Here is a 24,152-nt window from a genome sequence, read left to right as displayed (position 1 = left end):
GTACCGCAGTCACAGCCCTTCACCTGGAAGGAGTGTGCGCGATGCGGAAGCTGTGGTGTGTCGCCTTCCTCGTCCTCTCCGGCTGCGCCGCCGAGCAGGTCAGAGTGCCGGTTGTTGCCGACACCTCCCTGCAGCTACACCCGAGCGAGCAGACCCTGAACTCGGGTGCTTCCAGCGCGATCCGCGTCAAGGGCAACGAGCACTACCTGCTGATGAAGTTCGACCTGGCCCGCGTCAGCACTTGGCGGGTAACTCGGGCGACGCTTCATCTGCACTACGCCCGCCCCGGCAAGCTGCGCACTCTCGGGCTGTCTACGATCGCGGCCGACTGGCAGGAGGGCACCGGCACCTCCTCGCAGGTCGCAGGTGGATGCACCTTCCTCCGCTCCGTCTGGCCTGAGGACTACTGGGCCGGACCTGGGAGCGACTTCCTTGATGTCGCCCTCACCAACGGCAATACCCTCGTCCGCTACACAGACCTTCGCCCCGAGCCGGGGGACTGGTTTGCCGTTGATGTCGACCCCGTGCTCGTGCAGGCCATGATCTGCGGTGGTTCCTTCGGCCTCTGCCTGACCGACGAGAAGGGCCAGACCATGGCCAACAACGACCTGCACTCACGGGAGCAGAACGCCTTCGCCCCGTATCTGGTCGTGGAAGGCGCGCAGGTCGCCGATGGCTCTCCTGCCACGCCGGTCGTCGGTTCGCTTGAGCCCTGGCCTGCCGCAGCGACCTTCGACACCGGAGCGCTTCGGCTGCAGGTCACGAGCCCAGGCGCCTTGCGGCATGCGATTGACTACACCGAGGCCGAAGGCGGTCACCTGACGCCCCTGCCCCGGTATCTCACGCCACCTCCGACTCCGGGCGGGCAGTGGGTGGTCATCCCCGGCCTGAAGCCCCAGACGAGGTACGAGATCCGCGTGGCCGCTGTGGATGAGTGCGGACGCCGGAGCGCTCCGCAGTCTGTGACCGGCCTCTCCAGTGTCGCGAAGCCGCTGCCGTCTGCGCTGCCACGTCTCGGGAGCAAGGCTTCCGCGGGGCCTGAGCCGCCGGTCGTGGGTGGCTTTCGCGTGTGGGCCTGCCCGGCCGAGTGCAAGGTCCATCCGGTGTCCGGCAACCTACTGGAGGAAGTCGGCGCAGCCCGCTATGGCGGTCAGCCTGCGGGTTCCTACCGGCGCCTCAACCCGGTGTGGGACGCTGAGGGTGCACATCTCGAAGCAGCAAGAGGAGAAGTCGTCGCCCTTCAGGTCGTGGTCGAGAACGTGACCGACATGCCTCAGCCTGCGCTCTTGAGAGTGTTGCCCGCCGACCAGAACCCGATGCCGCAGCCGGTCGGCGTGTACCGGAACTGGTACGTCCGCGACGGCGACTGGTATGCCGAGTACCTGGCCCCGATTCCCGCGGACACGACCCTTCCGGCAGCGGGCAACAAGGTGCCCGGTCAGCGCAACCAGTCCTTCACGATCCTCTGGGAGGTGCCTCGCGACGCCCCGGCAGGCATCAAGCGATGCACGATCGCCCTTCAGGCCGCGACGGGTGCGTTGGTGCAGGTTCCGGTGCGCCTGCGGGTCTATGGCTTCGAGGTCCCGGCGCGGACCAGCTTCGAGGTCGACCTCAACTGCTATGGCCCCGTCTACCGCGATGCGGACTGGGACGCCTACCTCGCGATCGAGCGCAAGTACTACGCCGCGGCCCATGCACTGCGGGCCAACCTGACTTCGTTGGGCTACTCGCACTCGGGTAATGTGAACCGTGGTTACGCACCGAAGCTGGCGGGCGAGGGTAGCGCGATTCGTGTGGTGGACTGGGAGGAGTACGACCGCCACTGGGGGCCGTACCTGGATGGCAGCGCCTTTGGAGGTGTGCGTGCCGGAGTGCCGGTCACTCACCTCTACCTGCCCTTCCATGAGGCCTGGCCGACGCCGATCGCCGGGCACTACAGCGGCGGCAACGACCTGCGCAAGTACCCCGACAACATCATCGCCCATGCCCTGACGGCGCCGCCGGTGGAGCAGGCCTTCGACCAGAGCCTCAGAGACGCCTTCATCGCCGTCACCCGCCAGTTCGTCGAGCATTGCCGTGAGCGAGGCTGGACGCGGACGGACCTGCATTGCTACCTCAACAACAAGTTCTACTACAAGGATGAGAAGTCCAACTTCCGGGGCACCTCCTGGTGGCTGCTGGACGAGCCCCAACACCGCGACGACTGGCTGGCTCTGCGCTTCTTCGCGAATATGTTTTGGGAGGGCGTGCGACAGGCAGGCGCTGCGGCACTACCCGATCACCCGACCGAGGGGCAGCCCCGCTTCCTCTTCCGCGGTGACATCTCCCGGCCACAGTTCCAGCGCAACTGGCTCGACGGCTGTATCAACCTGATGTGTGTCAGCTCCGAGCTCTTCAGCCACCCGCAACACTGCCGACGCTTCCGCGATCAGGGCGTCACGCTCTGGCACTACGGTGAGGCGAACCCCGTCAAGGCCTCGAACCTCACGGCGGAAGCCTGGGCGCTCAAGGCCTACTGCGCCGGTGCCGACGGAATACTACCCTGGAACAGCCTTGGCGGCGACAGCGCTCTGGATACCCCGACGCCGACGGCGCTGCTGGTTCCCGGTGATCGCTTCGGCCTCAAGGGGCCGGTGGTGAGCCTGCGGGTGCTGGCCTTGTGCCGCGGCCAGCAGGACGTGGAATACCTCAACCTCCTCGCCGCGAGGAAGGGCTACGACCGCGACCAGATGGCGAGGCTGGTGGCCGAGGCGGTGCGGCTGATCGGCGGGCAACAGCAGCTCTCTGCCGAGGACGCAGGGCGCATGGCCTTCGAGGGCCTCACTGTCGATGGTTTTGCAGCCTTGCGCACGGCCGTAGCCAGGGCCCTCGAAGACTGATCCGCTATCCGCTACAGCTCCAACAGCTTCTCGGCGTTGCGGTGCGCAATCTTCTCGTAGGCCTCCTGGGAGAGCCGGCCCTTGTCCGCCGCTTCCTCCAGGTACGGGACAAGCTCCATGACCTGGCCGGGTCCGGCGAGGTCGGTGGCGAAGAGCAGGCGATCCTGGAACTGTTCCATGAACTTGTAGCCGAAGTCCGGGTCACGGGTGATGGCGTTGCACCCGCTGCCACCGCTGGCGGGCGAGAGGTCCGCGTACAGGTTCGGGTACTTCTCCATCAGCTCAACCACTCGCCCCGGCGTGACCGGCCCCTTCGGGTAGCCTCGTCGCGTCTGCTCGGTCACGTCCGCGCTGATCTCCGCCCAGAAAGCCTGTGAGTGGCCGATGAAGCGCAGGTCGGGGAACTTGCGCAGGGCACCCTCGAGTAGCGGCAGTCCCAGATGGTCCACAATGCCATAGCAGCCGCCTACCTGGTAGCCGATGTGGAACAGCACCGGCAGCTCGTTCTCCTGGGCATGATGGAACAGGTTCTCGACCATCGGGTTGTCAAAGGGCAGGTTGAAGGACAGCTCCCCGATCCCCTTGCAGCCGTGGCTCTTGTAGAAGCCCATCAGGTGGCTCAGATCGGTGTCGGGTGCATTGCGCAGCGCCCGCGGATCGATGTTCATGAAGGGGATGAAGAAGTCGGGGTACTGGTCGACGATGGAGAGGATCTCGCCATTGCCCTGCGGGTCGTGGAGACACTCGCAGTTGATCCCCGGCAGGATCACCGCTCGCCGGATCCCGAGGGGCTTGAGTTGCTCCATGGCACTCTCGGGGGTGGCGTAGGTACCACCGGAGAGTCGCTCCGGGGATAGGTGCGCCCGCACATGAACATGGGTGTCGATGTAGTAGGTGGCAGACATGATTGGCCTCACTGGGTGCCTGAAAGAGTAGTCCCGCCGACCGGACCTACCGGTCGGAGCCTCGCGGAAGCCCTGGCTCCAGTTCCTTTCCCGCTGAGGGCCGACCTGCCTCAAGGTCGGTCGGCATGGGCCGTCACGCGAAGGTGCCGCCCGAAACGCCACAGGCCCCGGCATCACACCGGGGCCTGCAAGCTTCGGTCAAGCTCTGCGGGAGTTCACGGCTTCAAGCCGCAGGTGACTGCCAGCAGCAGATAGATGGCGTCGGTGCCGGCGCTCTCAACGCTGAAGCTCTTGATCGGCACTGCGGGTCGCGGATTGCGCCAGGTCGTCGCGTAGACCCCGACGTTCTGTCCTCCCGCGGAAGGGCCACGCCAGGCGACCTGAGCCTGCACAAGGTCCACAGGCGTCCACCAGTCGCCGACGTTCACGCCACTCACCACGGGCACCAGGGCTTCCTTCCCATCCTCGTACTGCACCCGCAAACGCGCGACGGCTGTCCCCTCAGCACCTGCCCAGGCGGCTGTATGAAGCAGGTACAGCGCCGCACAGCTACGCCCGACCGGGATGCCGGCCACCTTGTCGGGCTGGAACTTGAGGTGCGAGGCCGACCGCAGAGCGAGGCAGCCGTCGCGGACATCAAAGGTAATCCCGCCCAGCTTGCGGGCACCGAGCGGCATGGACCGCAGGTCTTGCTCGCCCTGGTCGGTCCAGCCACCCTTCCCGTCTTCTGCCACCTCATCACGGAGCGTGGCGGTGAAGTAGCGCTGCAAGTCTACGGGCTCTTGGCGCAGCCCGGTCAGGTCTTCCTGCCGGTGACCAAGGGGCACGCCGAGATTCGTCAGGAGCGTCGCTCCCAGACGCCGAGCCTTGGCCGACACGATTGCCTGTGCCTCCGCAAGACGCAAGGTCGAAAGCACCACACGCCCCTTGCCCACTGGAGCCTCGGCCAGACAGGCGGGTTCAGTGTAGACGCGGCCAGAGCCGTTCATCTGGAGATGCACGGTGCAGGTCTCCTCAGCCAGGCCTGTGCCACGGCCTTCCCAGTCCTCATACCAGCAGTCCTCTCGGTACCAGAACAGGTCGGCGTTGGAGATGCCCGCCATCAGCCCGTCGTCGCTGAGCTTGACCGCGCGTCCGTGGGAGTCGGTCTTGGCGCATCCCTGCAGTGTCGGAACGACCGCCTTGAGCAGATCGGGATTGGCCCCCTCGGCGGCGTACAACCACAGCGTCTTCCCGGTTTCGGCGAACTGACGGAGCGCTGCTGCGGCCTGCGGGTTGAGGGCTGACCCTTCGGCGATCACCAGGTCATAGGCGGCGAGAGAATCAGCAGTCGGCTGAGCGGGCAACTCCTCGGCGGCAAGACCCAGACCCGCCAGGTACTGCTGCAGACCGGGTGAGCCAAGAACCGCCACTCGACGCTCCAGCGGCGGAGTAGCTTCGGCGGCATAGGTGAGCGCGTTCTGCAGGAGCTGGTGCGCAGCGGGTTCCTCTTGCAGCTTCGAGTCGACCAGGTACTGGCACAGGAGCCACCAGCCTCGTCCGCTCTTGAGCTCCAGCAGTGGCGTCCACTGCAGACCGCCCTTGCCGCCCGCTTCCGTGATGACCGCGAAGTTGCCGGCCTGAGGCTTGCGCAGGAGGTTGCGGGCGACGAAGTGGTCACCGCGCCACCAGCACAGGTCGCGTCCAGCGCTGTCCAGGCCCCTCAGCAGCGGATGCCCGGGAGTGCGCTCGTAGCTCATCGTGGCAGCCCGCGTCTTCTCCAGCACCGGGCTCGAGGGCAGCCAGTTGGGCAGCGTCGTCTGCGGCAGCACAAGCACCTTGCCGCCGGCGGCCACGAACTGCGGCAGGCTGTTGCGGCCAGCGTCTGCGGTCGAAGTCCAGGCCTCGGCGCCCAGAACCAGCAGGTCAAGGTTCCGCAGGGACGAGGCATCCAACGCGGTGAGTAGGGTCGGCTGCAGACCTGCTGCCGCAAGGGCCGCCTTGCTGCGCCCGGCGGGGTCATACAGGCCCACACGCAGGCCCTGGGGCAACGTCAGCGACTGGCGAGAGGCAACGGCGATCGGGCGTTCCTCGGCGTAGAGTTCCTTGCCCTCTTGCAGCAACCGGGCGACGAGTCGGTACCGACCCGGTCGCTGCGGCATCGTCACCGCAAGCGGTGATTCCCAGCGTCCGCCTGGGTCGAGCGTGACCGGGGCACTCCACGAGAACGCTCCGGCCGGAGCATCGAGGATTTCGACGCGCAGCTCCAGGGGACGAGTCTCGAGGGTATCGTTGAGGACCAGGAGAGTGCGGGTGACGGTCTCGCCTGCCCAGAACTGGCGGTCCCACTCGCGGAGCAGAACGGCCACCGGCGGGAAGCAGCGCTGCCCGTAGACCGTATCGCCGACCCAGGGGTTCAGACCGGCGACTCCGGCCCAGCGAGCACCCTCACACACGAAGCGAACACCCATCACGTGGGCAGCCCGCTCGGTCTCCTTGGAGCGGTACGCCGAGTCGCCCACGAAGATCGACACACCTCCGGGCGGGCGACTGTAGGGGTAGTAGCAGAACTCGCCCATGATGAGCGGCTTGTCCTTCTTCCAGACCAGGTCCTGCGGCCAGCGGTCGTTGCCCTCCGTGCCCAGCCACCAGGAGTCATTGGGCCACAGGTTGTGGTCATGGCAGCCGAACTCGCGCGGGTAGTGGATGTTGACGGTGGCTGCGCGACCAACCACATCCCCATCGCCCTCGTACTCGACGGGGCGCGTCGGGTCCAGTTGCGAGATCAACTGCCCGAGCTTGTAGATCTGCGCATCCGTCCCGGGTGTGCGACTCCCGCCGCAGTGCAGGATCTCGTTCTCGGTGCTCCAGAGGCACAGCGCCGGATGGTTCCAACTCCGCTGCACCATGGCGCTGATATGCGTGCGCATATTGGCCCAAAAGTCCTCGTCGGTCAGCGCATAGCTGCCGGCGGCGCAGTAGAAGGCGCTCTCGTCCTTCAGGCACATGCCCACCTCGTCGGCGATGTCGTAGAAGTAGCGAGGTCGCGGGAACATGTGATGTCGGACCAGCGTGAAGTTGCTGTTCGCCATCCCGTTGAGGAAGTAGCTGCGGATCGCCTCGGGTGACTCGGGTCGAGGTGCGCAGACCAGACCCCGCAGGCGGAAGATGCGACCATTGAGCCGGTAGTCGGTGCCGTCGATCCAGAACTCGCGGAAGCCGAAGCGAGTGTGGTGCCGATCGGTCAGCGTCTGCCCCTGCTTGACCTCGGTCTGCAGGTCGTACAGGTGTGGATCGGAAGGCCACCACAGGCGAGCATCGGCCCAGGGACGCTGCCACTGCACCGTCTCCGTGCCCTGCGCAGGAATCGTGACGGAGCGCGACGCCAGGGCGAAGACAGGCTTGCCGGCGTCGAGGACCTGCGGGGAAAGGGTGACCGTCCGCGCCTGGGCATCATCATTGCGCAAGGTCAGCCGAGCCGAGAGGGTACCGTTGCGCACCGAGGTCTCGACCTTGCTCCCCTCGACCACTACCGGTGGCCGGACCTCGAGCGTCACGTCCTGCCAGATACCCCGGACGCTGCCTGCGCGGGTGCCGAAGGGGATCATCATGCAACCGGCGGGGAGCTTCTCGGGGTCTTCGGGAGTCGGCACGCCCGGCTTGAGGCCGGCGGTGTAGTCGGTAACGCCGACGGCGAGTTCGTTCTCTGCCCCCGCCCGGGCGATCGCGGTGATGTCGAAGCTGAAGGGCTCAAAGCCGCCCAGATGCGAGCCGACCGGCTTGCCGTTCACCAGCACCTGGCAGAAGTGGGCCACGGCATCAAAGCGGAGCACCACTCGCTGCCCGGTCAGGTTCGCGGGAAGCGTGAACTTGCGCCGGAACCAGGCGCTGTGCTCCTTGCCGCTCCAACCACCCCAGGCCGCCCGGGGTACTGTGTCGGTCTGGTAGGTTGCCTGCGGAGGAGTTGCGGCGAGCTTCTCGACCGGCAGGAAGTCCCAGGTGCCGTTGAGCAGCCAGGTCTTCCGTGGGCCGGCCAGTGCGTCCGCTTGCAGGTACCGGAAGCTGTCTGAACGGTCCTCCCCCTGACTGAGGGTGACGGCCAGACGGTAGTCGATGCAGTCTCCGCCGTCGAAGGGCACGGCCTCAGTGACGGTCGCACCCGCGGGCAGAGAGAGCGAATGATCCGCAGCGCAGCTCTCGCGCTGCAGGTAGTCGGTCAGTCGCGACTGCAGCCGAAGGGTCTGGGCGGCTGCGCTACGACTGGTGAGGTCAAGCTCCAGCGACATGCGGGGGTTCTGCGCCGTCGGCTGCACGATTCGCACGGCAGTGAGCTCCACCCGATCCGCAAGCGTCTCCTCCCGAAGCGTCAGCGGTCCCACGGCAAGCCCTCCTCCCATACTGCCGTCAAAGATGCGCACCGCAATGAGGTTCGTGCCTTCGTGCACGATCCCGGCGGGCACGGGGTACAGTCGGCGTTTGTAGCAGCCCTTGCCCTGGCCGATCAGCTTGCCATTCAGGTACACCCAGTCGTCGTCATCCACGCCGCCGATCTCCATCAGCAGCCCATGAGCCGCAGCGGAAGCCGGGGCTGTGAAGTCGCGGCGATACCATCCGTAGCCGTCGTAGTCGGCATAACCTCCACTGTCCCACAGAGCCGGGGCCTGGAGACGGTCCCACTTGCTGTCATCGAGACCAGGCAAGGCCCAAGAGGGGCTATCGCCGGTGTGGAAACGCCACTCCCCGGCGAGGTCCACCTTCCACGGGGTGGTCTGCGCCCAGGCCATTCCAGCCCCCAGAATCAGAATGCTCAGTAAGGCGCACGTCAGTAGCTTGCAGCGCATCGCGGGCACCTTCCTTCTCGCGGTGGCAGGGCAACGAAGGGAGGTTTCGCCACGGGTCTCTTTCCCCCTGCGCGCTCCCACGGAGGGCTTTTCGAGTCCACGCGGAAGAAGCGCGCGTCTGCCCGACTACCGCAATCGCGGGTCGCAACTCACCTCGCGTCATGCAAAGGGGACTTGCCATGCGCGCTCCTGGTTACTCCTTGCTGCTCCTTGCGCTCGTAGCCACTTCGGCTCTCGCGGCTCCGACCGTCACGGCCGTGAAGCTGGACACGCCGCCTGTGATCGACGGACGACTCACGGACGCCTGCTGGCAGCAACCGGCGCCGATCCGTGACTTCGTCGTCCTCGGCCAGACCACGTCCGCCGTCAGCCAGACCGAGGCCTGGGTCGCCTACGACGCGGACAACCTGTACCTTGCAGTGAGGGCCTGGGACAAGGACATGGGCAAGCTCCGGGCCGCCGTGAAGGACCGCGACGGCAGAGTCTTCGGTGACGACTGCCTGGAGGTCTTCATCGACACGGCGCTCGACCGCTTCCACTTCTTGCACTTTGCCTGCAACCCGCTTGGGGCGCAGTACGATGGGGCCGGTGACGGCGCGGGTGAGTCTGGTGACTGGAACGGAGTCTGGAGCGTCAAGACTGCTCGGGCCGCCGACTCCTGGACCGCCGAGTTCGCGATCCCCTTCGGCACGCTCGGCCTCGCACCAGGCACGGGCAAGACCTGGGGCCTGAACCTGTGCCGCACTCGTCCGGCTGAGGGTGAGCTTTCCTGCTGGTCGCAGACCGGCGGCAAGTTCGCCGCTCCCCAGAGCTTCGGGAACGTCAACCTCGACGCCGACTGGACGCCCTACTTCGTCGCCCTGTCCGTTCCGCAGTGGGGTGAGGGCGTAGTGGGCCGCAACTCCTTCCAGTGCACGGTCGCGAACCTCGGCCAGAAGGCCCGCGACCTGTCTCTCGACCTGGAGGTCAGCTCACCCGCCGAAGCCCCGCGGACGATCTCGCAGCCACTCAGTCTGGCGGTCGGCGCGAGTCAGACGCTCACCGTGACCTTCCCGATCTTCCAGCAGGGGGCGCACAATCTGGCGCTGACGGTCGTCGACCGAGCGACGAAGAGAGTCGTCGCCGCGGTCGGGTGCACGAAGCTGGTGGCGGACATGGCGGCCTTCTCGGTCTTCAAGTCCTTCTACCGGGACGACGTAGCCGTCGCCTACACAGTGCGCGTTCCCGCAGAAGAGCTGGGCCGGTTCCGGCTGGAGGCCGAACTGAGACGATCCGGCGAGGCAGCGGTGCTTGCCACTAAGCGCCTCGACTCCCTTCCGGCACGGTCAGGCGAGGTCCGCTTCGACACCACCAGCCTGCCTCTTGGTCAGTACGAGATCACGGCCCGGCTGCTGGGGGCGGATGGCACGACCTCGGTGCAGGATGTGCTGCGCTTCGTGCAGGCTCGTGATCCACAGGTCACCAGCCGCCTGGTGACGGTCCGCGACGACAACATGCTCATCGTCGAGGGCAAGCCCTTCTTCCCGCTGGGCATCTACGAGTCGCCTGGCTCCGAGCGGGCGATGCAAGCCCTCGCCGAGGCGGGCTTCAACCTGTGCAACGCAGGCCAGCCGGGCCCGGCGGCTGCGAAGGCAGTGCTGGACAAGGCCCGTCAGTACGGACTGCGCATGTGGATCCCACTGTCGGCGCAACTGGACTTGTCCAGTGATGCCGACAAGCGGCGCGAGACCCTGAAGACCTACGCGGACAAGCTCGGGTCACACCCCGCGCTGCTGATGTGGGAGAGCATTGATGAGCCCGCCTGGAGTTCGCGCGACGCCGACGGCCTCTACGACGGCTACAGCCTCCTGCGCACCCTCGACCAGCAGCGCCCGATCTGGACCAACCATGCGCCACGCAACCTGATCTCGACGCTGGCCTACTTCAACCGCGCCACCGACGCGTCCGGCTGCGACATCTACCCGGTGCCCGAGCCTTCCGGTCACTCCGACCTGCCGAACAAGACCATCAGCGTCACCGGCGACGAGACCGACAAGAACCTCACCGCCGTCGGCGGCGAGAAGCCGATCTTCATGGTGCTGCAGGGCTTCGGCTGGGCGGAGCTTGGGCCTGCTGCGAACCACGACAAGGCGGTCATGCCCACCTTCGACCAGTCGCGGTTCATGGCCTACGACGCCATCGTGCACGGGTCGACGGGACTGCTCTACTGGGGTACCCACTACACCCGCAAGCCTTCGCCCTTCTTCTCGGACCTCAAGTCCCTCATCAGCGAGCTTGCAGCCCTCCAGGACGTGCTGGCCTCCCGCAGCGTCACCTCGACGGAGCGGGCATCGGTTGCGGAGCCTGCCAGCGGAGTGCGCCTCCTGCACAAGCGCACCGAGGCCGGTCGCAACTTCCTGATCGTCGTGAAGGAGACGCCGGGCGAGGTGACCGCAACGGTCAAGGCCCCGGGCATCGCTGCCACCAGTCTGCGTCGCCTCTTCGAGGGCGTTGCGGTTCCCGTGACCGGCGGAATGGTGCGCCTTCCGCTCTCAGGCTACGGCGTGGCGGTCCTCAGTGACGATCCGAGCTTCCGGGATGTGCGCAAGGACTTCTCCGCCGAGTGGAAGAACGCGACCGCGGCGCCGGACCTGGCCGCGCAACTCAGCCGGCCCGGCAACCTGGTGCGCAATGGCGGCTTCGAGGTTGACAGCGACGGCGACCTCTTGCCCGACCTGTGGACCGCCAACTACCCCTTCACGGTCAGCCTCTCAACGGAGCAGGCCCACAGCGGCCGCTCCTCCCTCAAGATCACCAGCGAGGAAGAGGGCTTCACTCCGCTGGCCGTGCAGCGGGGCCTCGACACGAAGGGCGACCAGGCCTACGTGATCAGCTCCTGGGCGAAGACCTCGGCTCCCGGCGTCGAGTTCCGCGTCTATGTTGAGTGGCAACTGGGCGGTCGCTGGCTGGGCGCCATCGGTCCCTGGACCAAGGGCACCGGCGACTGGCAGAAGATCGCGGTGAACCTCAAGACCACTCCGGACCCACGGGGCGGCGCGTATGTCGTGGTGCAGCTCCGGGGCAAGGGCTCGGTGTACTTCGACGACGTGGCCATCGAGGAATCCAAGTAGGCGTTCCGCTCCTGGAGTGACGAAAGAGGCCCGGGCGTCGTGCCCGGGCCTCTTCTTTTGTGCTCTGAAGTTGGGCGCGTCCCTACTTCACCCGCTCCAGCTTGACCTCGTCGACCCACAGCTTCCCGAGCGCTCCGTTGAGCCCGACCTCGGCGTTGACGCCCACAGCTCCCTGCGGGATCGTCACCTCAACGGAGACCTGTTTCCAGTCGAAGGTCCCCAGCAGCTCGGGGCAGGAGAAGTACTGCATCTGGTTCGTCTGCACGCCGAAGCGGATACAGCCCACCTTCCAGGAGGGATCGCCTCGCACGATCCCTTCGCCCTTGACCCAGGCCGAGAGCCGCCAGGTGGAGCCCACCGGTAGCTTGCCCAGGGGCAGGGCCTGACGCCACAGCAGGTACCCGCCGCTCGTGTTCACGACCTCCGCTGCGGCACGTCCACTGTGTACGGGCGAAGAGACGGCACGTCCGCCTGACGGGATGCTCCAGCCGGTCGGCGTCTCGCGGACCGGAAGCGTCTCACCCCTCACCACGGACTTTAGCGATCCTCCGAGCGCCGACTCGAAACCCGGATCCTGCAGCAGGCTGTCTGGCTCGCCGGCGTCTGGTCGCGTCGGCACCTTGCGCACAGCAACCGACTTTGCAGCACCCGGTGTCCAGAGCGCGGAGACGTAGCTCCAGCCCTTCGTCTGGGCAGCTTCTACCGGGCCGTCGTACCAGGTCAGGAAGAAGTTGCGGGAGTGGAGGAACACGTTGGAGATCGACCTCGCTCCGCCACACTGCAGCTCCTCCAGGCGCAGCAAGGGCCCCGCTGCAGACCTGAGGACGATCTGGTCGGGCACCTGCGGTCGCGTGAGCTGAGCGGTCTGTCCCACTCGAACCGAGCCGTCACCGATATCTCCCTGGGCGAGGACCACGCCACCCTTGGAGAAGGTGAACTCGCGGACCTCGGGCAGTGTAGCACGGTGGCTGAGGAAGGCGGATTCGGCGATCGGAGCCGCCTGCGGCCTGACGGCACAGGTGAGACGGAAGCTCGGACCCTCGCCGAGAGTGTAATCGAGGGCGTAGTCGATCGGCGGCTTGAGCAGGTCGAAGCGCCCGAAGCCACGCACCTGCCCCTCGAATCTCAGATGCGTCGCGCCGTCCTCGCGGCAGAACCACGCACTTGCCTCCACATCATTCGAAGCGTCGTAGGTCATCTTCTCGCCGGTGAAGCCGCGGTCGGTGTAGACGTCCGCGCCGCTGATGACCACCTGCGGGTTCTCGCCCCTGGTGCGAAGCTCAGTGATGGTCCCCGAGCGTCCGAGGCGCAGGTAGTAGCTATCGTTCTCGAACTCCCAGCCGCCTGCCACGGGGCGAAGACGCTGGGGAGCAATCGGTTGCGGTCCCTGGGGCGAGAGCGTGAAGCGCACTTCCGTCTCCGGCGCCTCCGCCACGTCAGGCCGCCTCAGGGCGATCAGCGCCGTCAGCTCGTGACGGTCACCGACGTGGTCCAGCAGCTCAACCCGCGCGGGGCTCGCCGCTTCCTCGAAGGAGACACTGACGTCCTTGCCGCCGGTCTTGGCCCCGACTGCGCCACACCGGTCGCGGTCGCCCAGCGGATGGAGCAGGGAGTCCCAGACCACGTTCGTGCCCTGGGGCTTGCGGTAGATGCTGCCCGTCGCGCCGTCGATGGTCAGGTGGCGCGGGTGGTACTCGTCCTGGGCCAGGCCCTCGGCTGAGGAGGCGAACCAGTGTGTCGCAGCCGGAACCGGCAGTCCCAGCGAGCCTTCGCCGGGTGCCTGCTTCCCAGTCCACTGCGCCGCCACTTCGAGGCCGTCTTCGCGTACCCTGTAGGTCAGCCGGAGCATCGCTTCTGGGTACTTGCGGTAGGCCGTGACCACCGATCCGGCGGCTTCCACCGTCACCTCGGCCGGTGCGCCGGCGAGGTCTGCCGGAAGGAACAGATCAGCAGCGCCCAGCACCGGCGTACCGGAGGCCTCGAACCGTGCCAGCAGACCCGTCTTCCGGTCGATCCAGCCGGTGTATCCCTTGCCGCTGAGTTGCACGGCCTCCGCCACCGGAGCGGCCGCTGCACTTGTCGTCGCCGGGGTCGGTGTCCACCAGTCCTCCGTGGGCAAGGCCGGAACTGCCTCACCCGTGCGCAGGGCGCAGACGGTGAACTGGAGGGGCTGCAAGCTCACCGGCAGACGCAGGCTGCCGTCCGCTGTCTGGCCGGTCACCAGGGCACCGGTCCACAGGTCGCGGACCCTGGCCTGCCCGCGCAGGTTGTCAGGGAGCTTCTGGGCAGGAACCACGGCCTCGCCCTTGACGGGAGCTCCGGAGAAGTTGATGAGCACTACCGAGGCGTCCTCGCCCTGAGTGCGCAGACAGGAGAACACCTCCGGTGGGGTCTGGATGCAGAAGTAGTCCGCAGCTCCGCCTTGCAGTTCGGGCAGGGACTTGCGGATCGCGAAGATCCTGCGGAAGGTGGCCGTGCTGCCGGTCTCGGCCTCGTGGTAGATCAACGGGATACCGTGAATCCAGGAGGTGAGCGCCATCAGCGCATGCTGCGGCTCAAGCCCATACCAGAGGGCTGAGCGCAGGCTGTCATGGCTTTCCATGTGACGCAGACGCAGCAGGTCCGGTGTCTCCGCATACTGCTGCTCGTGGAGCCAGCGTCGCAGCCGCGAGACAAAGTCGGGCGCCGGCAGTCTGCGCAGATCGTGGTACACCGTGTAGCAGCCGGTGAAGTCATAGACGGCATCGCTGACGGTCCCGTAGACGCTGCCCTCGGTCTCCGCCAGCAGACCTCCCTCAACCGGCTTCTCGGCCTTCACAGCCGCTCGCAGCGACCGGAGCATGTTCAGTCCGCCCTGAAGCTGGGCGAAGCTCGCGCGACCGTAGGGGATATTCGGATTCCAGTTGGGGATGCGACTGCCCGAGACAGCATCCACCCGGTAGCCGTCCACGCCGAACTGGCTGACGTAGTACCTGGCTACCCCGGCCATGTACTCGCGCCAGGTGGGCCAGTTGAAGTCAAAGCACCAGTAGCCGAGCGTGCTGCCGTCCTCGTCATAGGCCAGCCACTCGGGGTGCTCCTTGGCCCGTGGGAAGGTGTTCGAGCCGCCGTGTGGGACGCAGTCCTGTAGTACGTGGAGGCCCAGTTGGTGGCTGCGACTCACCAGGGTCCGGTACTCCTCGGCAGTGCCCAGGCCCTCCTGGAACTTGTAGTAATCGCGCGGGTTGTACAGGCTCACGTCCTCGATGGGCATGATCCAGAGGGAGTTGGCGCCCAGGGTCGCGATCTGGTCCAGGAAGGCCGTCGCGGGTCGAAAGCCTCCCAGGTCCTTGAGGCCGCTGCCGATGGTGCCGCCGGGATGGAAGCTGTACAGGATGGCCTCGCGGAACCACTGCGGCCGGTCGGCTGGAGGCACATGGCCCCGGAGACGCATCCAGTCGTGGATCCGATATAGGCACTGCTCGCCGTCAGTGGGCAGGAGCCACAGGCAGGCATCGCCGATACGCTGAGTGGTCTGCGGCTTCACGATCCCCTGGGAGTCAAAGGACTGCGTGACCCCGAAGCTGCCCGCAGATTCCTTGACCACTGCGCTGCCCCGGTCTGAGTCCGGGGTGAGCGTGTCGCTGATCCACAGCGCCGACAGCGCCGGCGTGATCTGCGCAATCAGCGGGCACAGGCTCTTGCCGGTGGAGCGCTGCTGTCCCGCGGCGAACTGAGAGGCGGTGCGGCGATCCGGCGGGTAGCTGCCAGGAAAGTAGTAGTAGCTGTCCGGCGTCGCCGGGCACTGCGGAGTGCCCAGCCAGAATCCCTTGAGCTTGGTCTGCTGTGTCCCGGTCCAGGTGAGGGCGACGGACCTTGTGAGCAAGGTCTCCGGTGTTCCGAGGCGGTAGCTGAAGTCCAGGGTCCATTGCCCCAGTGCGACCTTGACCCGCAGGGCGTCGGAGACCTCCTGGACGACTTCGAGGAGCCTGGGCGTCGCCTTCTTCGACCCGGTCAGCCAATCGCTCTCCTGCCGGAGGTCGAAGGACTGCCAGCCCGGATCGGACTTGCCGACCAGCGCACCGTCGAGGCGCAGCTCCGTCCAGGCTCCGGTAGTCTTGTCCAGCGTCAGGCTGAGACGATTGTTGGCGAACACATAGGCGGTATCAGTCTGTTTGAGTGTAGCCGCACCTCCGGGCAGGCACAGCCCCATCAGGCAGGCTGCCGTCAGAAGGGCACGACAGATCATATCCGGTTGCATGAACAGATCGCCTCCAGAGCTACGCACTTCGGTCGGTTCGGTCTCACGACGTGCTACACGGTCACGGCGGCATAGCCGTCGATGCGGTCGATGTCGACCACCTGGCGCACGCAGCCGTCGCCCTCGTTCTTCCAGATCGTCAGCGGCGACGGTCCATCCGTCTGCCCGCACAGCTCGCAGTAAAGGCCCTTCTCGGTCATACCGGCACGCACCAGCCGCGAGTCGAGCAGCCGCTTGCAGAGGATCCCGACCGTCTCGCGTTCGCCGAACTCGACGTCCCAACCGTCGAAGCTGCCGACGATAGTGGTGACGACCTTCTCCCAGTCCTCAAGGCTGATGGCGTTGATGCGCTCTTCGTGGGTGAACAGCAGGCCGTAGGCCAGTGCGTCGATACCCAGTCGGAGGTTGCTGATGCCGCGCTCGGTGGCCGCGTCGAGCTTCGGGGTCTCGGACTCGCCGATGAAGGGTACGTTTCCGCTGAGGATGTCGGTGACCATGTGTGTCTTCCCGACGTGCGAGGTCGACATGGCGATGAAGGTCATCCCCGGGTGCTGCGGGCAGCGGTCGATGGTGAGCCCGTGCCGACCGGAGGCGCCTCGGATGCCATAGGGCCTGGGCCGCCACACCGGCTGATTGCTGTAGAGTTGGCCGATGGCGGAGTTGTTGCAGGGCATGTCGGCTCCCCGCTCAAGGAACAGGGGGACTGCCTGCCAGGCGATCTCGCCGAAGTGGGCATTGATGACTCGGCTGTGACGAAGGCCTGCCTTCGCGAAGGCCTGATCTGTGCGCTGGAAGTTGCGTCGGATAGTCTCCATGGGGAGAGGCAGGCCGGTGTTGTGATCCAGCGACAGACCCTCGAAGAGCGTCTGCGTGCCACCCTCGGAGAGATCGGGCTTGTCCTCCAGCACCGCATAGGGCTTGTAGTTCGGGCGGGACATGTAGAAGTCGTCGCGGAAGGCGTGCATGGAGAAGTCGGCGCCACCGGCATCGTACAGACGCTTGGCCGCCGCCCAGTCCGTCGGCCCCATCTCGTCGATGAAGAGCCCGAGGTTCGGGCCGATACCGAAGCGGTTCATCACCTTGACGTAGTCGAAGGCATTGTAGGTCCCGTTGCAGTCGTCCATGCGTGCGGTGATGTAGGGTGGGACGCAGCGCATGGGGAAGGGCTTGGCTGCAGCCCAGACCAGCGAACGCCACATCAGCCCGTCGATACCCCGCACATGGCCGTAGACGCCTTCGGCATAGAGCTTTTCGCCGGTGCCGAAGAGCACTACACGGCCTTCGCCGGCCGTGGCAGAGGCGATGACGGCTTGCCCCTCCGTCGTCGTCACGAGTGGCTGCCAGGAGTCAGTGGCAGGGAGGGTGACGACCGAGAGCTCCTCACCGAGCTCCAGCTCCTCCTCCGGCGCATGTCCCGAGGTGATGAAGGAGGGACTGGCCGCGAAGCGCAAGGTACCGACCTTCGCTACTCCCACCTCTCGGGGCAGCAGGTCGCACAGCGGGCTCGGCCACTCTCCGAGGCGCCGGTCGAAACTCACGAGCCCGGCGCCCTGGGCGACCGCCTCTGCGATCTGTTGGGCTACCTCGGGCTTGAGCCACTCTGCGGCCCCATCATGGGCGATGATATACAGTGCCCGGGGTGCGATGTACGCCGGGATTGCCCCCATGTAGTCCCCACCATCGAGGACCTCCCAGGCGATGCCGAAGTGATCGAGAGCAGCGAAAAGGGTCTGGTCGGCGCTGCGTCGTTCAGCAGGCTTGCGACTGTCGAGAATCACCAGGGCGGTGCGGTTACCGGCAGACATGCTATCACCTTTTGATAAGTGTATGGTTGGCCCGAGGTGAGGGTTCGCCGGGACCGGAACCGAAACCTTGAGTAGAAGGCCGGAAGGGCAGTCCACTCAGGAGGGCGAACAGACGAGCGGGCGTCCGAAGGCTCGGACGCCCGCTATCATGCACTCCCAGTCATAAGTGAGGTTCACCCATGGACAGCGTCAAAATCGGAGTTCTCGGGGCCGGTCGTGGTGCAGGATTGGCCCGTTCAATGAGTTTCGCCCCCAGCGCCGAACTGACCGCCCTGTGCGATGCCAACGAGGAGAGACTGGCTGCCGCCGTCGCCAAGACGGGCGTTACCACGACCTTCACCAGCTTCGAGGCGCTCCTCGATTCTGACGTCGATGCCGTTGTTCTTGCCTCGCCGATGCCGCTGCACGTTCAGCACGCAGTCCAGGCCCTGAAGGCGGGCAAGCACGTGCTCTCCGAGGTCACTGCGGCCACGAGCATCGACCAGTGCTGGGAGCTGCTCGAAGCTGTGCGGTCCTCCGGGCTCAAGTACATGATGGCCGAGAACTACTGCTGGTACCGCCCCTGGTCAGTCGTCATGGGCATGGTGAAGGCAGGACTCTTCGGCGAGCTCTACTACGGCGAGTCCGAGCAACTCCAGGACCTCAAGGGCGCTTTGCTGCATCCAGACAAGGGCTACAACTGGCGAACCGCCGAGCTGGCCATGCGCCTGGGTCATCACTACATGACTCATGACCTGGGGCCGATCTACTGGGCCTTCGGCGAGCGCATGAAGAACGTCATCTGCATGGGCTCCGGGCAACGGCATATCCCCTGGGTCCTCGCCGACGACACCTGCACGGTGCTTCTGGAGACCGTCAGCGGCCGACAGGCCCGCATCCGCCTCGACTTCTTCTCCGACCGCCCTAACAACTACACCTACTACGGGCTCCAGGGCACCGGTGCCGCCTACGAAGGACCCCGGGCGGCAGGCGAGGAGCACCGCATCTACGTCCACGGACGCACCGCCCCGGGCACCTGGGAGAGCCTCTGGAACTACTCCGAGTATGTCTCGGAGGGCTGGAAGAACCTGCCGGCCGAGGCCGTCAACGACAGCTATGACGGCGGCGCACCGCTGATGCTCGAGGAGTTCGCTCGCTGCATCCTCGACGACACTCGCCCGCCGGTCGATGTGGTTGACGCGCTCAACCTGACGGCCGCGGGCCTGATGACGGAGGTCTCGCGTCAGAAGGGCGGCATCCCGGTGGAAGTGCCGGAGTTCCGGCTATGAGTGCCCACAGTACACGCTACAGCCCGCGGTGCCTGAGCCTCCGGGCGCTTGTCTTCGGGTGCTTGCTCCAGGCGGCCTGCGGAGTGCTCGCGCTGGCTGGGCCGGAGCCGAGCCCGGCTCGCCCGGCACCGGAAGCCAGACAAGATGAGGAGTCCACTCTCATGCAAGAGCAGACCTATATCACTCCGAATGCCTTCCAGGGTTCCGACGTGGAGCGGATCAACCAGGCTGTCCAGGCCGCCGCAGGCACGGGCATGCGGGTCATCATCCCGCGTCGCAACCATGCCGCCGACGGTGACCGCGACCTCTGGCTGCTGGACTCGGCGATACTGCTCCCCGGCGACACGACGCTGGAGCTCAACAACTGCCACCTTAAGCTCTCCGACCGCTGCCGCGACAACATGATCCGCAGCGCGAACTGCGGAGTGGGCATCGCCGACATCAAGCCCCTGCAGGACATCCATATCTATGGTGTCGGGAAGGTCCTGCTGGAGGGCGCCGACCACCCACGGGCCACCGGCGACAGCGGCAAGACCCTCGGTGAGCGCACCTATGGCACCGACGCCGGGGTGAAGGCCGAAAGCCAGACCGGAGACTGGCGCAACATCGGAATCCTGATGGCCTTCGTCGAGAACCTCAGCATCGAGAACCTGACCATGAAGGACTCTCACTGCTGGGCGATCTCCCTGGAGCGCTGCGCCTACGGGACGCTGCGGGACCTCGGCTTCGCCTCCGCCGGCACCAAGACGATCGACGGCGTGCAGCGAACGGTCCTGAATCAGGACGGAATCGATCTGCGCCTCGGCTGCCATGACTTCCTCATCGAGAACATCACCGGCTACACCGGCGATGACCTGATCGCCCTCACCGCGATCCCGCGTGCCGGCAGTGTTGCCGGTGCTCTCGGTTCGACGATGGTCAGTTCCTGCGAGGACCGCGGCAAGGGACTCGACGACATCCGGAACGTGACCCTCCGAAGTATCCGCGGCTACTGCAAGGGTGGGCATCATATCGTCAGGCTGCTCAACACCCCGGGCTCGCGTCTGCACGACATTATCCTCGACGGGCTGATCGACACTTCGCCTGCGGAAATGCGCTGCCGGGCGGCCGTCAAGATCGGCGACAGCGCCTACGGCGGCGGAGTCGCCCCGGTGGGCGATACCAGCCGGATCCTGATCAGCAACGTCATCAGCCGTGCGCAGTACACCATCATGATCGGGGGCTCGCTGTGCGACTCGATCATCACCAACGTCCTGCGCTACGACATCGCCGGTGACCCGGTGACCGTCATCCCGGGGCCTGAGTATGTGCGGGATGTCACGATGAGCAACCTGCGTGTAGTCGGGCAGTAACTGCCTACACGCAGGAGGGATGCACCTTCGTCTCGCGAATAGCCGCCGCTGTCAGAGACGCCGCTCTACGCAGAAGCCTACAGGAGGCTACCATGTCCCAGCTCAGAGCTGGAGCTGCCCAGATCGACATCACGCCCGGACTGGGTGCGCATCTGCTTGGTTACTTCAACGACCGCCAGGCTACCGACATCATCGATCCACTCCATGCCAAGGCCATCGCCCTGTCCAACGGCGATACCACCCTTGGCTTTGTGATCTGCGACCTCATCACCGTGCCAACCGAGTTCGTGAACGCCGCCAAGGCTCTGATCAGTGAGCGCCACGACCTTGCGCCCGAGAACGTCCTGATCGCCGGCACCCATACCCACACTGGACCAGCCCTTCGTGCGTCCCTCGGCACGCCCGCGCAGGAAGGTTACGGAGACTGGGTCGTGTCCCGGATTGCGGATGCCTTCTCCATGGCCCTTGCGCATCTCGAGCCTGCCCAGTTCGCTCATGCCGCGGGTTCGTGCCCCGGCGAGGTACATAACCGCCGCTGGCACATGAAGGACGGCAGCGTGCGTATGAATCCGGGGTACCAGAATCCGGAGGCTTTGCGTCCGGCCGGTCCCACCGATCCGCAGCTCGGGCTCATGGTCTTCCGCTCTCCTGAGGGGCGTATCATCGCCGCTTTGGGCAACCTGAGCCTTCACTATGTCGGCGTCCAGATCAATCACAACGTCGTCTGCGCCGACTACTTCGCCGCCTTCGGTCGGGCGCTGAATCGCTTCGCCGGGTCGGAGTTCGTGTGCCCGCTGGCTAACGGCACCTTCGGCGATGTCAACAACTGCGACTTCACCAAGCCTGCTCGCAAGGGCCTCACCATTACCCATCAGATTGAGCGCGTCGCGAACGTAGTGGCTGCAGAAGCCTGGCGTGCCTGGAGCAGCCTGCGCGAGGAGGACTTCTCCGACGACGTGCCTCTCGGCGCCAAGCTCACCCAGGTCAACTTCGCCGCTCGCTGCCCTTCGGCGGAGGAGCTTGCTGCCGCCCAGGTGCTCTATTCCAGCGGCGAGAAGCCGGATGATCACGAATGGATCTACGCCCGCGAGGTCGTCCTGTGTGCCGAGGGGCCGAAGGAGTGGCCGATGCCCATCCATTCTCTGCGGATCGGTGACCTTGGGGTCGTTGGGCTTCCCGGTGAGGTCTTCACCGAGATCGGTCTGGACATCAAGCAGCGCTCGCCCTTCGCCCAGACGATGAACATCGGGATCGCCAACGGCACCGTCGGGTATGTGGCAACTGATCGTGCTCTGGACGAGGGCAGCTACGAGACTCGTCTCTGCCGCCATGTGCGCGCTCCGAAGGGGACGGGAAAGCTGTGGGCCGATACCGCCCTAGCGGGTCTGGAGGAGCTCTCCAAATGACCAGTGGAAGCCAGACGGTTCGCCTGCGCCTTGGCGCAGAACGCGACGACCGCGAAGTAGAGCTCCCACTTCCTGCCGGCTGGGATGTGACGGTGTGTCCGATGCAGGACCGCCCGGCGCTGACCCCGGATGGCATCGCGAAGGCCCTTGCCAAGCCCGCCGGTGCCGAGCCGATCTCGCAGGCGGCACGTGGTGCGCGCAAGGCTGTGCTTCTCGTGGATGACTTCCGGCGGCCAACTCCGGCCGAGACCCTGTGCCTCGCTGTGATCGACGAACTCGAGGCTGCCGGGCTTACGAAGCAGCAGATCACCATCGTCCTTGGCAATGGCGCACACCGGCCCATGAACCGCAGGGAGACCCGTGCCCGCTTGGGTGCAGCTCTCGACCGCGTCGGTGAGGTCGTGTCGCACGATGCCTACAGCCCGAAGGTCAAGTATGTGGGGCTAACGAGCCAGGGCACACCGGTGCTGGTCAATGCCGCGGCCGCCGACGCCGACTTCATCCTGTCCATGTCCACCGTCTACCCCCACCACCTCGTCGCCTGGGGTGGTGGGGCCAAGATGGTTGTGCCCGGCATCGCTCATGTCTCCACGATCCACTGCCACCACGGACGCCTGAAGGGCGGCGTGTGGACTTCTGCTCCCGGCGTATCACCGGCGCGACGCGACCTTGAGGAAGCCGGTGCCCTGCTTGGCCTGAACTACTCGCTATGCGTCGTCGTGAACTCGCAGAAGGAGATGTGCGGTCTCTTCGCGGGAGAGCCGACCAAGGCCCATCGCCGAGCCGTGGCTTTCGCCCGCAAGGTCGGCGACACGCCCATGCCCGGGGATAAGCTGGACCTGGTGATCGCCAACGCCTACCCGCTGGACGGCGACGGTACCCAGTACTCGAAGGCCCAGAACCCGGTTCGCCAGTTCAAGGTGCCGACGCTGATCCTGAGTGACTTCGCTGATCCGAGCACCTATCACGGCCTCTACGACGGGCCTCTGGACGAGTACAAGAAGCGTCCTGTGCTGCAGGCGCCCGCGCATACGGACGAACTGCTCATGAGGGCACCGGTCTTCTTCTACTCGCCGCAGTACGGTGCCGGGTTCATGCCGCCCGATCGCTCCTGGTACGGCGACAGTGACTGGGAGCGGCTGATGGCCGATATGTCGCGCCGATTCACACAGGCGCGGGTCGCAGTGCTCCCTGCTGCGCCGCTGCAGATACCGAGGATCGTCTAGCCTCGAGCGCCCTCTGGCGCGGACGGACATCATGTCGAAGACCCCACGCATCTTTCACCCCGGACCACTTCCCAGCGTCGGCTTCGCCGGCTCGCTGTCCTTTACGTTCTACTATGCGGCGCGGCCGACGGTACCGCCGGGCTGGGAGCTGGAACCGGGGCGACGTGACCATGCCGTCCTGTGGCTGATCAGCGACGGCACCCTCTATCTGCATACCGACGCCGGCGGCGTGGACTGTGGTCCCGGAACGCTGGTGCTCTTTCCGTCGGGCTCGTCTCCAAAGGCAGAGAACCGTTCTGAGCATGATGCCACTCGCTACATCCTGAGCTTCGAGATGCGCATCTGGGGCGAGATGGACTTCTTCCGTCTCTACGAGGTCCCGAGGATGCACCGGGTGCCTCACCCGGAGGCGCTCATCGAGCCCTGGGAGCAGCTACTCGCGCAGTTGGCAGCGCATGGCAACGCGCTGACTCTGGGCGCTGAGGGCTGGGCACGCATCCTGGTTGATCGCTGGCTGGGCGAGCTCCAGAAGTCTGATGCGCTGAGGCGTGCGCCCGTGGTCGATGATCGCCTGACGGATGCCCTTTCCGCCCTGGACGCCGATCTCGGCGGCGAGTGGAGCGTGTCCCGGCTCGCCGAGGTCATGCACCTGAGCCCGGTGAGGGTCCGTCAGCTCTTCACCGAGGCAGTGGGTGTGCCACCGGCTCGCTACATCACTCTCCGGCGCATCGCCCATGCCCGGGACCTTCTTGCCCACACGGACTTGAGCTCCGTGGAGATCGCCGAGCGCTGCGGATTCCCCGATCCGCGCCACTTCAGCCGGGTGTTCTGGCGCATCACCGGGATGCGTCCGACACGCTACCGTGAGCAGGCGCGTCCGCAGCGCGACTGAGCTGTCGCCCCTTGTCGTCTTGTCCCACCAGATCTATCGCTGCTGCGCTTTCGGCACCCACAGGTGCTTGCCTATACTGTCAGGGTCGAGGATGCCGATACTCTCAGCTTGGGAGGACAGTCGCATGACAACTCAGGAGTTCAAGGATATCGCAAAGGGCATGGGCGTCGATCTGGTCGGCGTTGCGCCGATCGACCGCTTCTCGCTCTTCTCGCCGGAGGCCCATCCCTGCGCCATACAGCCGCAGAC

The 24,152-nt window shown here is 66.0% G+C and carries 11 protein-coding genes; 7 read left to right on the top strand and 4 right to left on the bottom strand.

The window, feature by feature from the left end; translation table 11 throughout:
- Nucleotides 1–41: 41 nt before the first annotated feature.
- Nucleotides 42–2,879: a hypothetical protein gene (locus ABFE16_12735; protein ID MEN6346157.1), complete on the top strand. Its 2,838-nt coding sequence runs from the start codon at nucleotides 42–44 to the stop codon at nucleotides 2,877–2,879.
- Between the two features lie 11 nt (nucleotides 2,880–2,890).
- Here ABFE16_12735 and ABFE16_12730 read toward each other — a convergent pair whose 3' ends face one another.
- A complete protein-coding gene (locus ABFE16_12730; protein ID MEN6346156.1) occupies nucleotides 2,891–3,784 on the bottom strand; it encodes an amidohydrolase family protein in 894 nt (297 codons plus the stop codon).
- Between the two features lie 215 nt (nucleotides 3,785–3,999).
- Entirely contained in the window at nucleotides 4,000–8,604 is a 4,605-nt protein-coding gene (locus tag ABFE16_12725; protein ID MEN6346155.1) for a sugar-binding domain-containing protein, read from the bottom strand.
- 179 nt (nucleotides 8,605–8,783) lie between these two features.
- Here ABFE16_12725 and ABFE16_12720 point away from each other — a divergent pair, with 179 nt between their 5' ends.
- Entirely contained in the window at nucleotides 8,784–11,714 is a 2,931-nt protein-coding gene (locus ABFE16_12720) for a sugar-binding protein (protein MEN6346154.1), read from the top strand.
- Nucleotides 11,715–11,796: 82 nt separating this feature from the next.
- Here the strand turns inward: ABFE16_12720 and ABFE16_12715 are convergent, their stop codons facing one another.
- Together ABFE16_12715 and ABFE16_12710 are read right to left on the bottom strand one after the other, a co-directional pair.
- Entirely contained in the window at nucleotides 11,797–15,954 is a 4,158-nt protein-coding gene (locus ABFE16_12715; GenBank protein ID MEN6346153.1) for an alpha-amylase family glycosyl hydrolase, read from the bottom strand.
- Nucleotides 15,955–16,007: 53 nt separating this feature from the next.
- Nucleotides 16,008–17,759, bottom strand: a complete 1,752-nt coding sequence (locus tag ABFE16_12710) for a hypothetical protein (protein MEN6346152.1) — start codon at nucleotides 17,757–17,759, stop codon at nucleotides 16,008–16,010.
- A 179-nt stretch (nucleotides 17,760–17,938) separates the two neighbouring features.
- On the opposite strand from ABFE16_12710, the gene ABFE16_12705 reads away from it, so the two are divergent.
- The 5 genes from ABFE16_12705 to ABFE16_12685 all read left to right on the top strand — a co-directional run bounded on the left by ABFE16_12705 (nucleotide 17,939) and on the right by ABFE16_12685 (nucleotide 23,903).
- Complete coding sequence (locus ABFE16_12705; protein ID MEN6346151.1) at nucleotides 17,939–19,027, top strand: Gfo/Idh/MocA family oxidoreductase; 1,089 nt, start codon at nucleotides 17,939–17,941, stop codon at nucleotides 19,025–19,027.
- Nucleotides 19,028–19,188: 161 nt separating this feature from the next.
- On the top strand, nucleotides 19,189–20,379 hold the full coding sequence (locus ABFE16_12700) for a glycosyl hydrolase family 28 protein (protein ID MEN6346150.1): 1,191 nt from the start codon (nucleotides 19,189–19,191) through the stop codon (nucleotides 20,377–20,379).
- A gap of 92 nt (nucleotides 20,380–20,471) precedes the next feature.
- A complete protein-coding gene (locus ABFE16_12695; protein ID MEN6346149.1) occupies nucleotides 20,472–21,785 on the top strand; it encodes a hypothetical protein in 1,314 nt (437 codons plus the stop codon).
- Nucleotides 21,782–23,011 carry a lactate racemase domain-containing protein gene (locus ABFE16_12690; protein ID MEN6346148.1) on the top strand — a complete coding sequence of 410 codons (1,230 nt, stop codon included), beginning with the start codon at nucleotides 21,782–21,784 and terminating at the stop codon, nucleotides 23,009–23,011. Before ABFE16_12695 ends, ABFE16_12690 begins: the two co-directional genes overlap by 4 nt.
- A 31-nt stretch (nucleotides 23,012–23,042) precedes the next feature.
- Nucleotides 23,043–23,903, top strand: coding sequence for an AraC family transcriptional regulator (locus ABFE16_12685; protein ID MEN6346147.1), 861 nt, complete (start codon nucleotides 23,043–23,045; stop codon nucleotides 23,901–23,903).
- The last annotated feature ends 249 nt before the right edge of the window (nucleotides 23,904–24,152 follow it).

It is taken from the genome of Armatimonadia bacterium (genome assembly GCA_039679385.1).
Taxonomy (GTDB): domain Bacteria; phylum Armatimonadota; class Zipacnadia; order Zipacnadales; family JABUFB01; genus JAJFTQ01.
Note: the sequence above shows the minus strand (reverse complement) of the source record. Positions and strands in the feature narration are given on the sequence as shown.

Bases quoted from the DNA above. Each gene is read 5' to 3' on its own strand.
- ABFE16_12735 (MEN6346157.1), top strand. From the start codon at position 42: ATGCGGAAGCTGTGGTGTGTCGCCTTCCTCGTCCTCTCCGGCTGCGCC.
- ABFE16_12730 (MEN6346156.1), bottom strand. From the start codon at position 3,784: ATGTCTGCCACCTACTACATCGACACCCATGTTCATGTGCGGGCGCAC.
- ABFE16_12725 (MEN6346155.1), bottom strand. From the start codon at position 8,604: ATGCGCTGCAAGCTACTGACGTGCGCCTTACTGAGCATTCTGATTCTG.
- ABFE16_12720 (MEN6346154.1), top strand. From the start codon at position 8,784: ATGCGCGCTCCTGGTTACTCCTTGCTGCTCCTTGCGCTCGTAGCCACT.
- ABFE16_12715 (MEN6346153.1), bottom strand. From the start codon at position 15,954: ATGCAACCGGATATGATCTGTCGTGCCCTTCTGACGGCAGCCTGCCTG.
- ABFE16_12710 (MEN6346152.1), bottom strand. From the start codon at position 17,759: ATGTCTGCCGGTAACCGCACCGCCCTGGTGATTCTCGACAGTCGCAAG.
- ABFE16_12705 (MEN6346151.1), top strand. From the start codon at position 17,939: ATGGACAGCGTCAAAATCGGAGTTCTCGGGGCCGGTCGTGGTGCAGGA.
- ABFE16_12700 (MEN6346150.1), top strand. From the start codon at position 19,189: ATGCAAGAGCAGACCTATATCACTCCGAATGCCTTCCAGGGTTCCGAC.
- ABFE16_12695 (MEN6346149.1), top strand. From the start codon at position 20,472: ATGTCCCAGCTCAGAGCTGGAGCTGCCCAGATCGACATCACGCCCGGA.
- ABFE16_12690 (MEN6346148.1), top strand. From the start codon at position 21,782: ATGACCAGTGGAAGCCAGACGGTTCGCCTGCGCCTTGGCGCAGAACGC.
- ABFE16_12685 (MEN6346147.1), top strand. From the start codon at position 23,043: ATGTCGAAGACCCCACGCATCTTTCACCCCGGACCACTTCCCAGCGTC.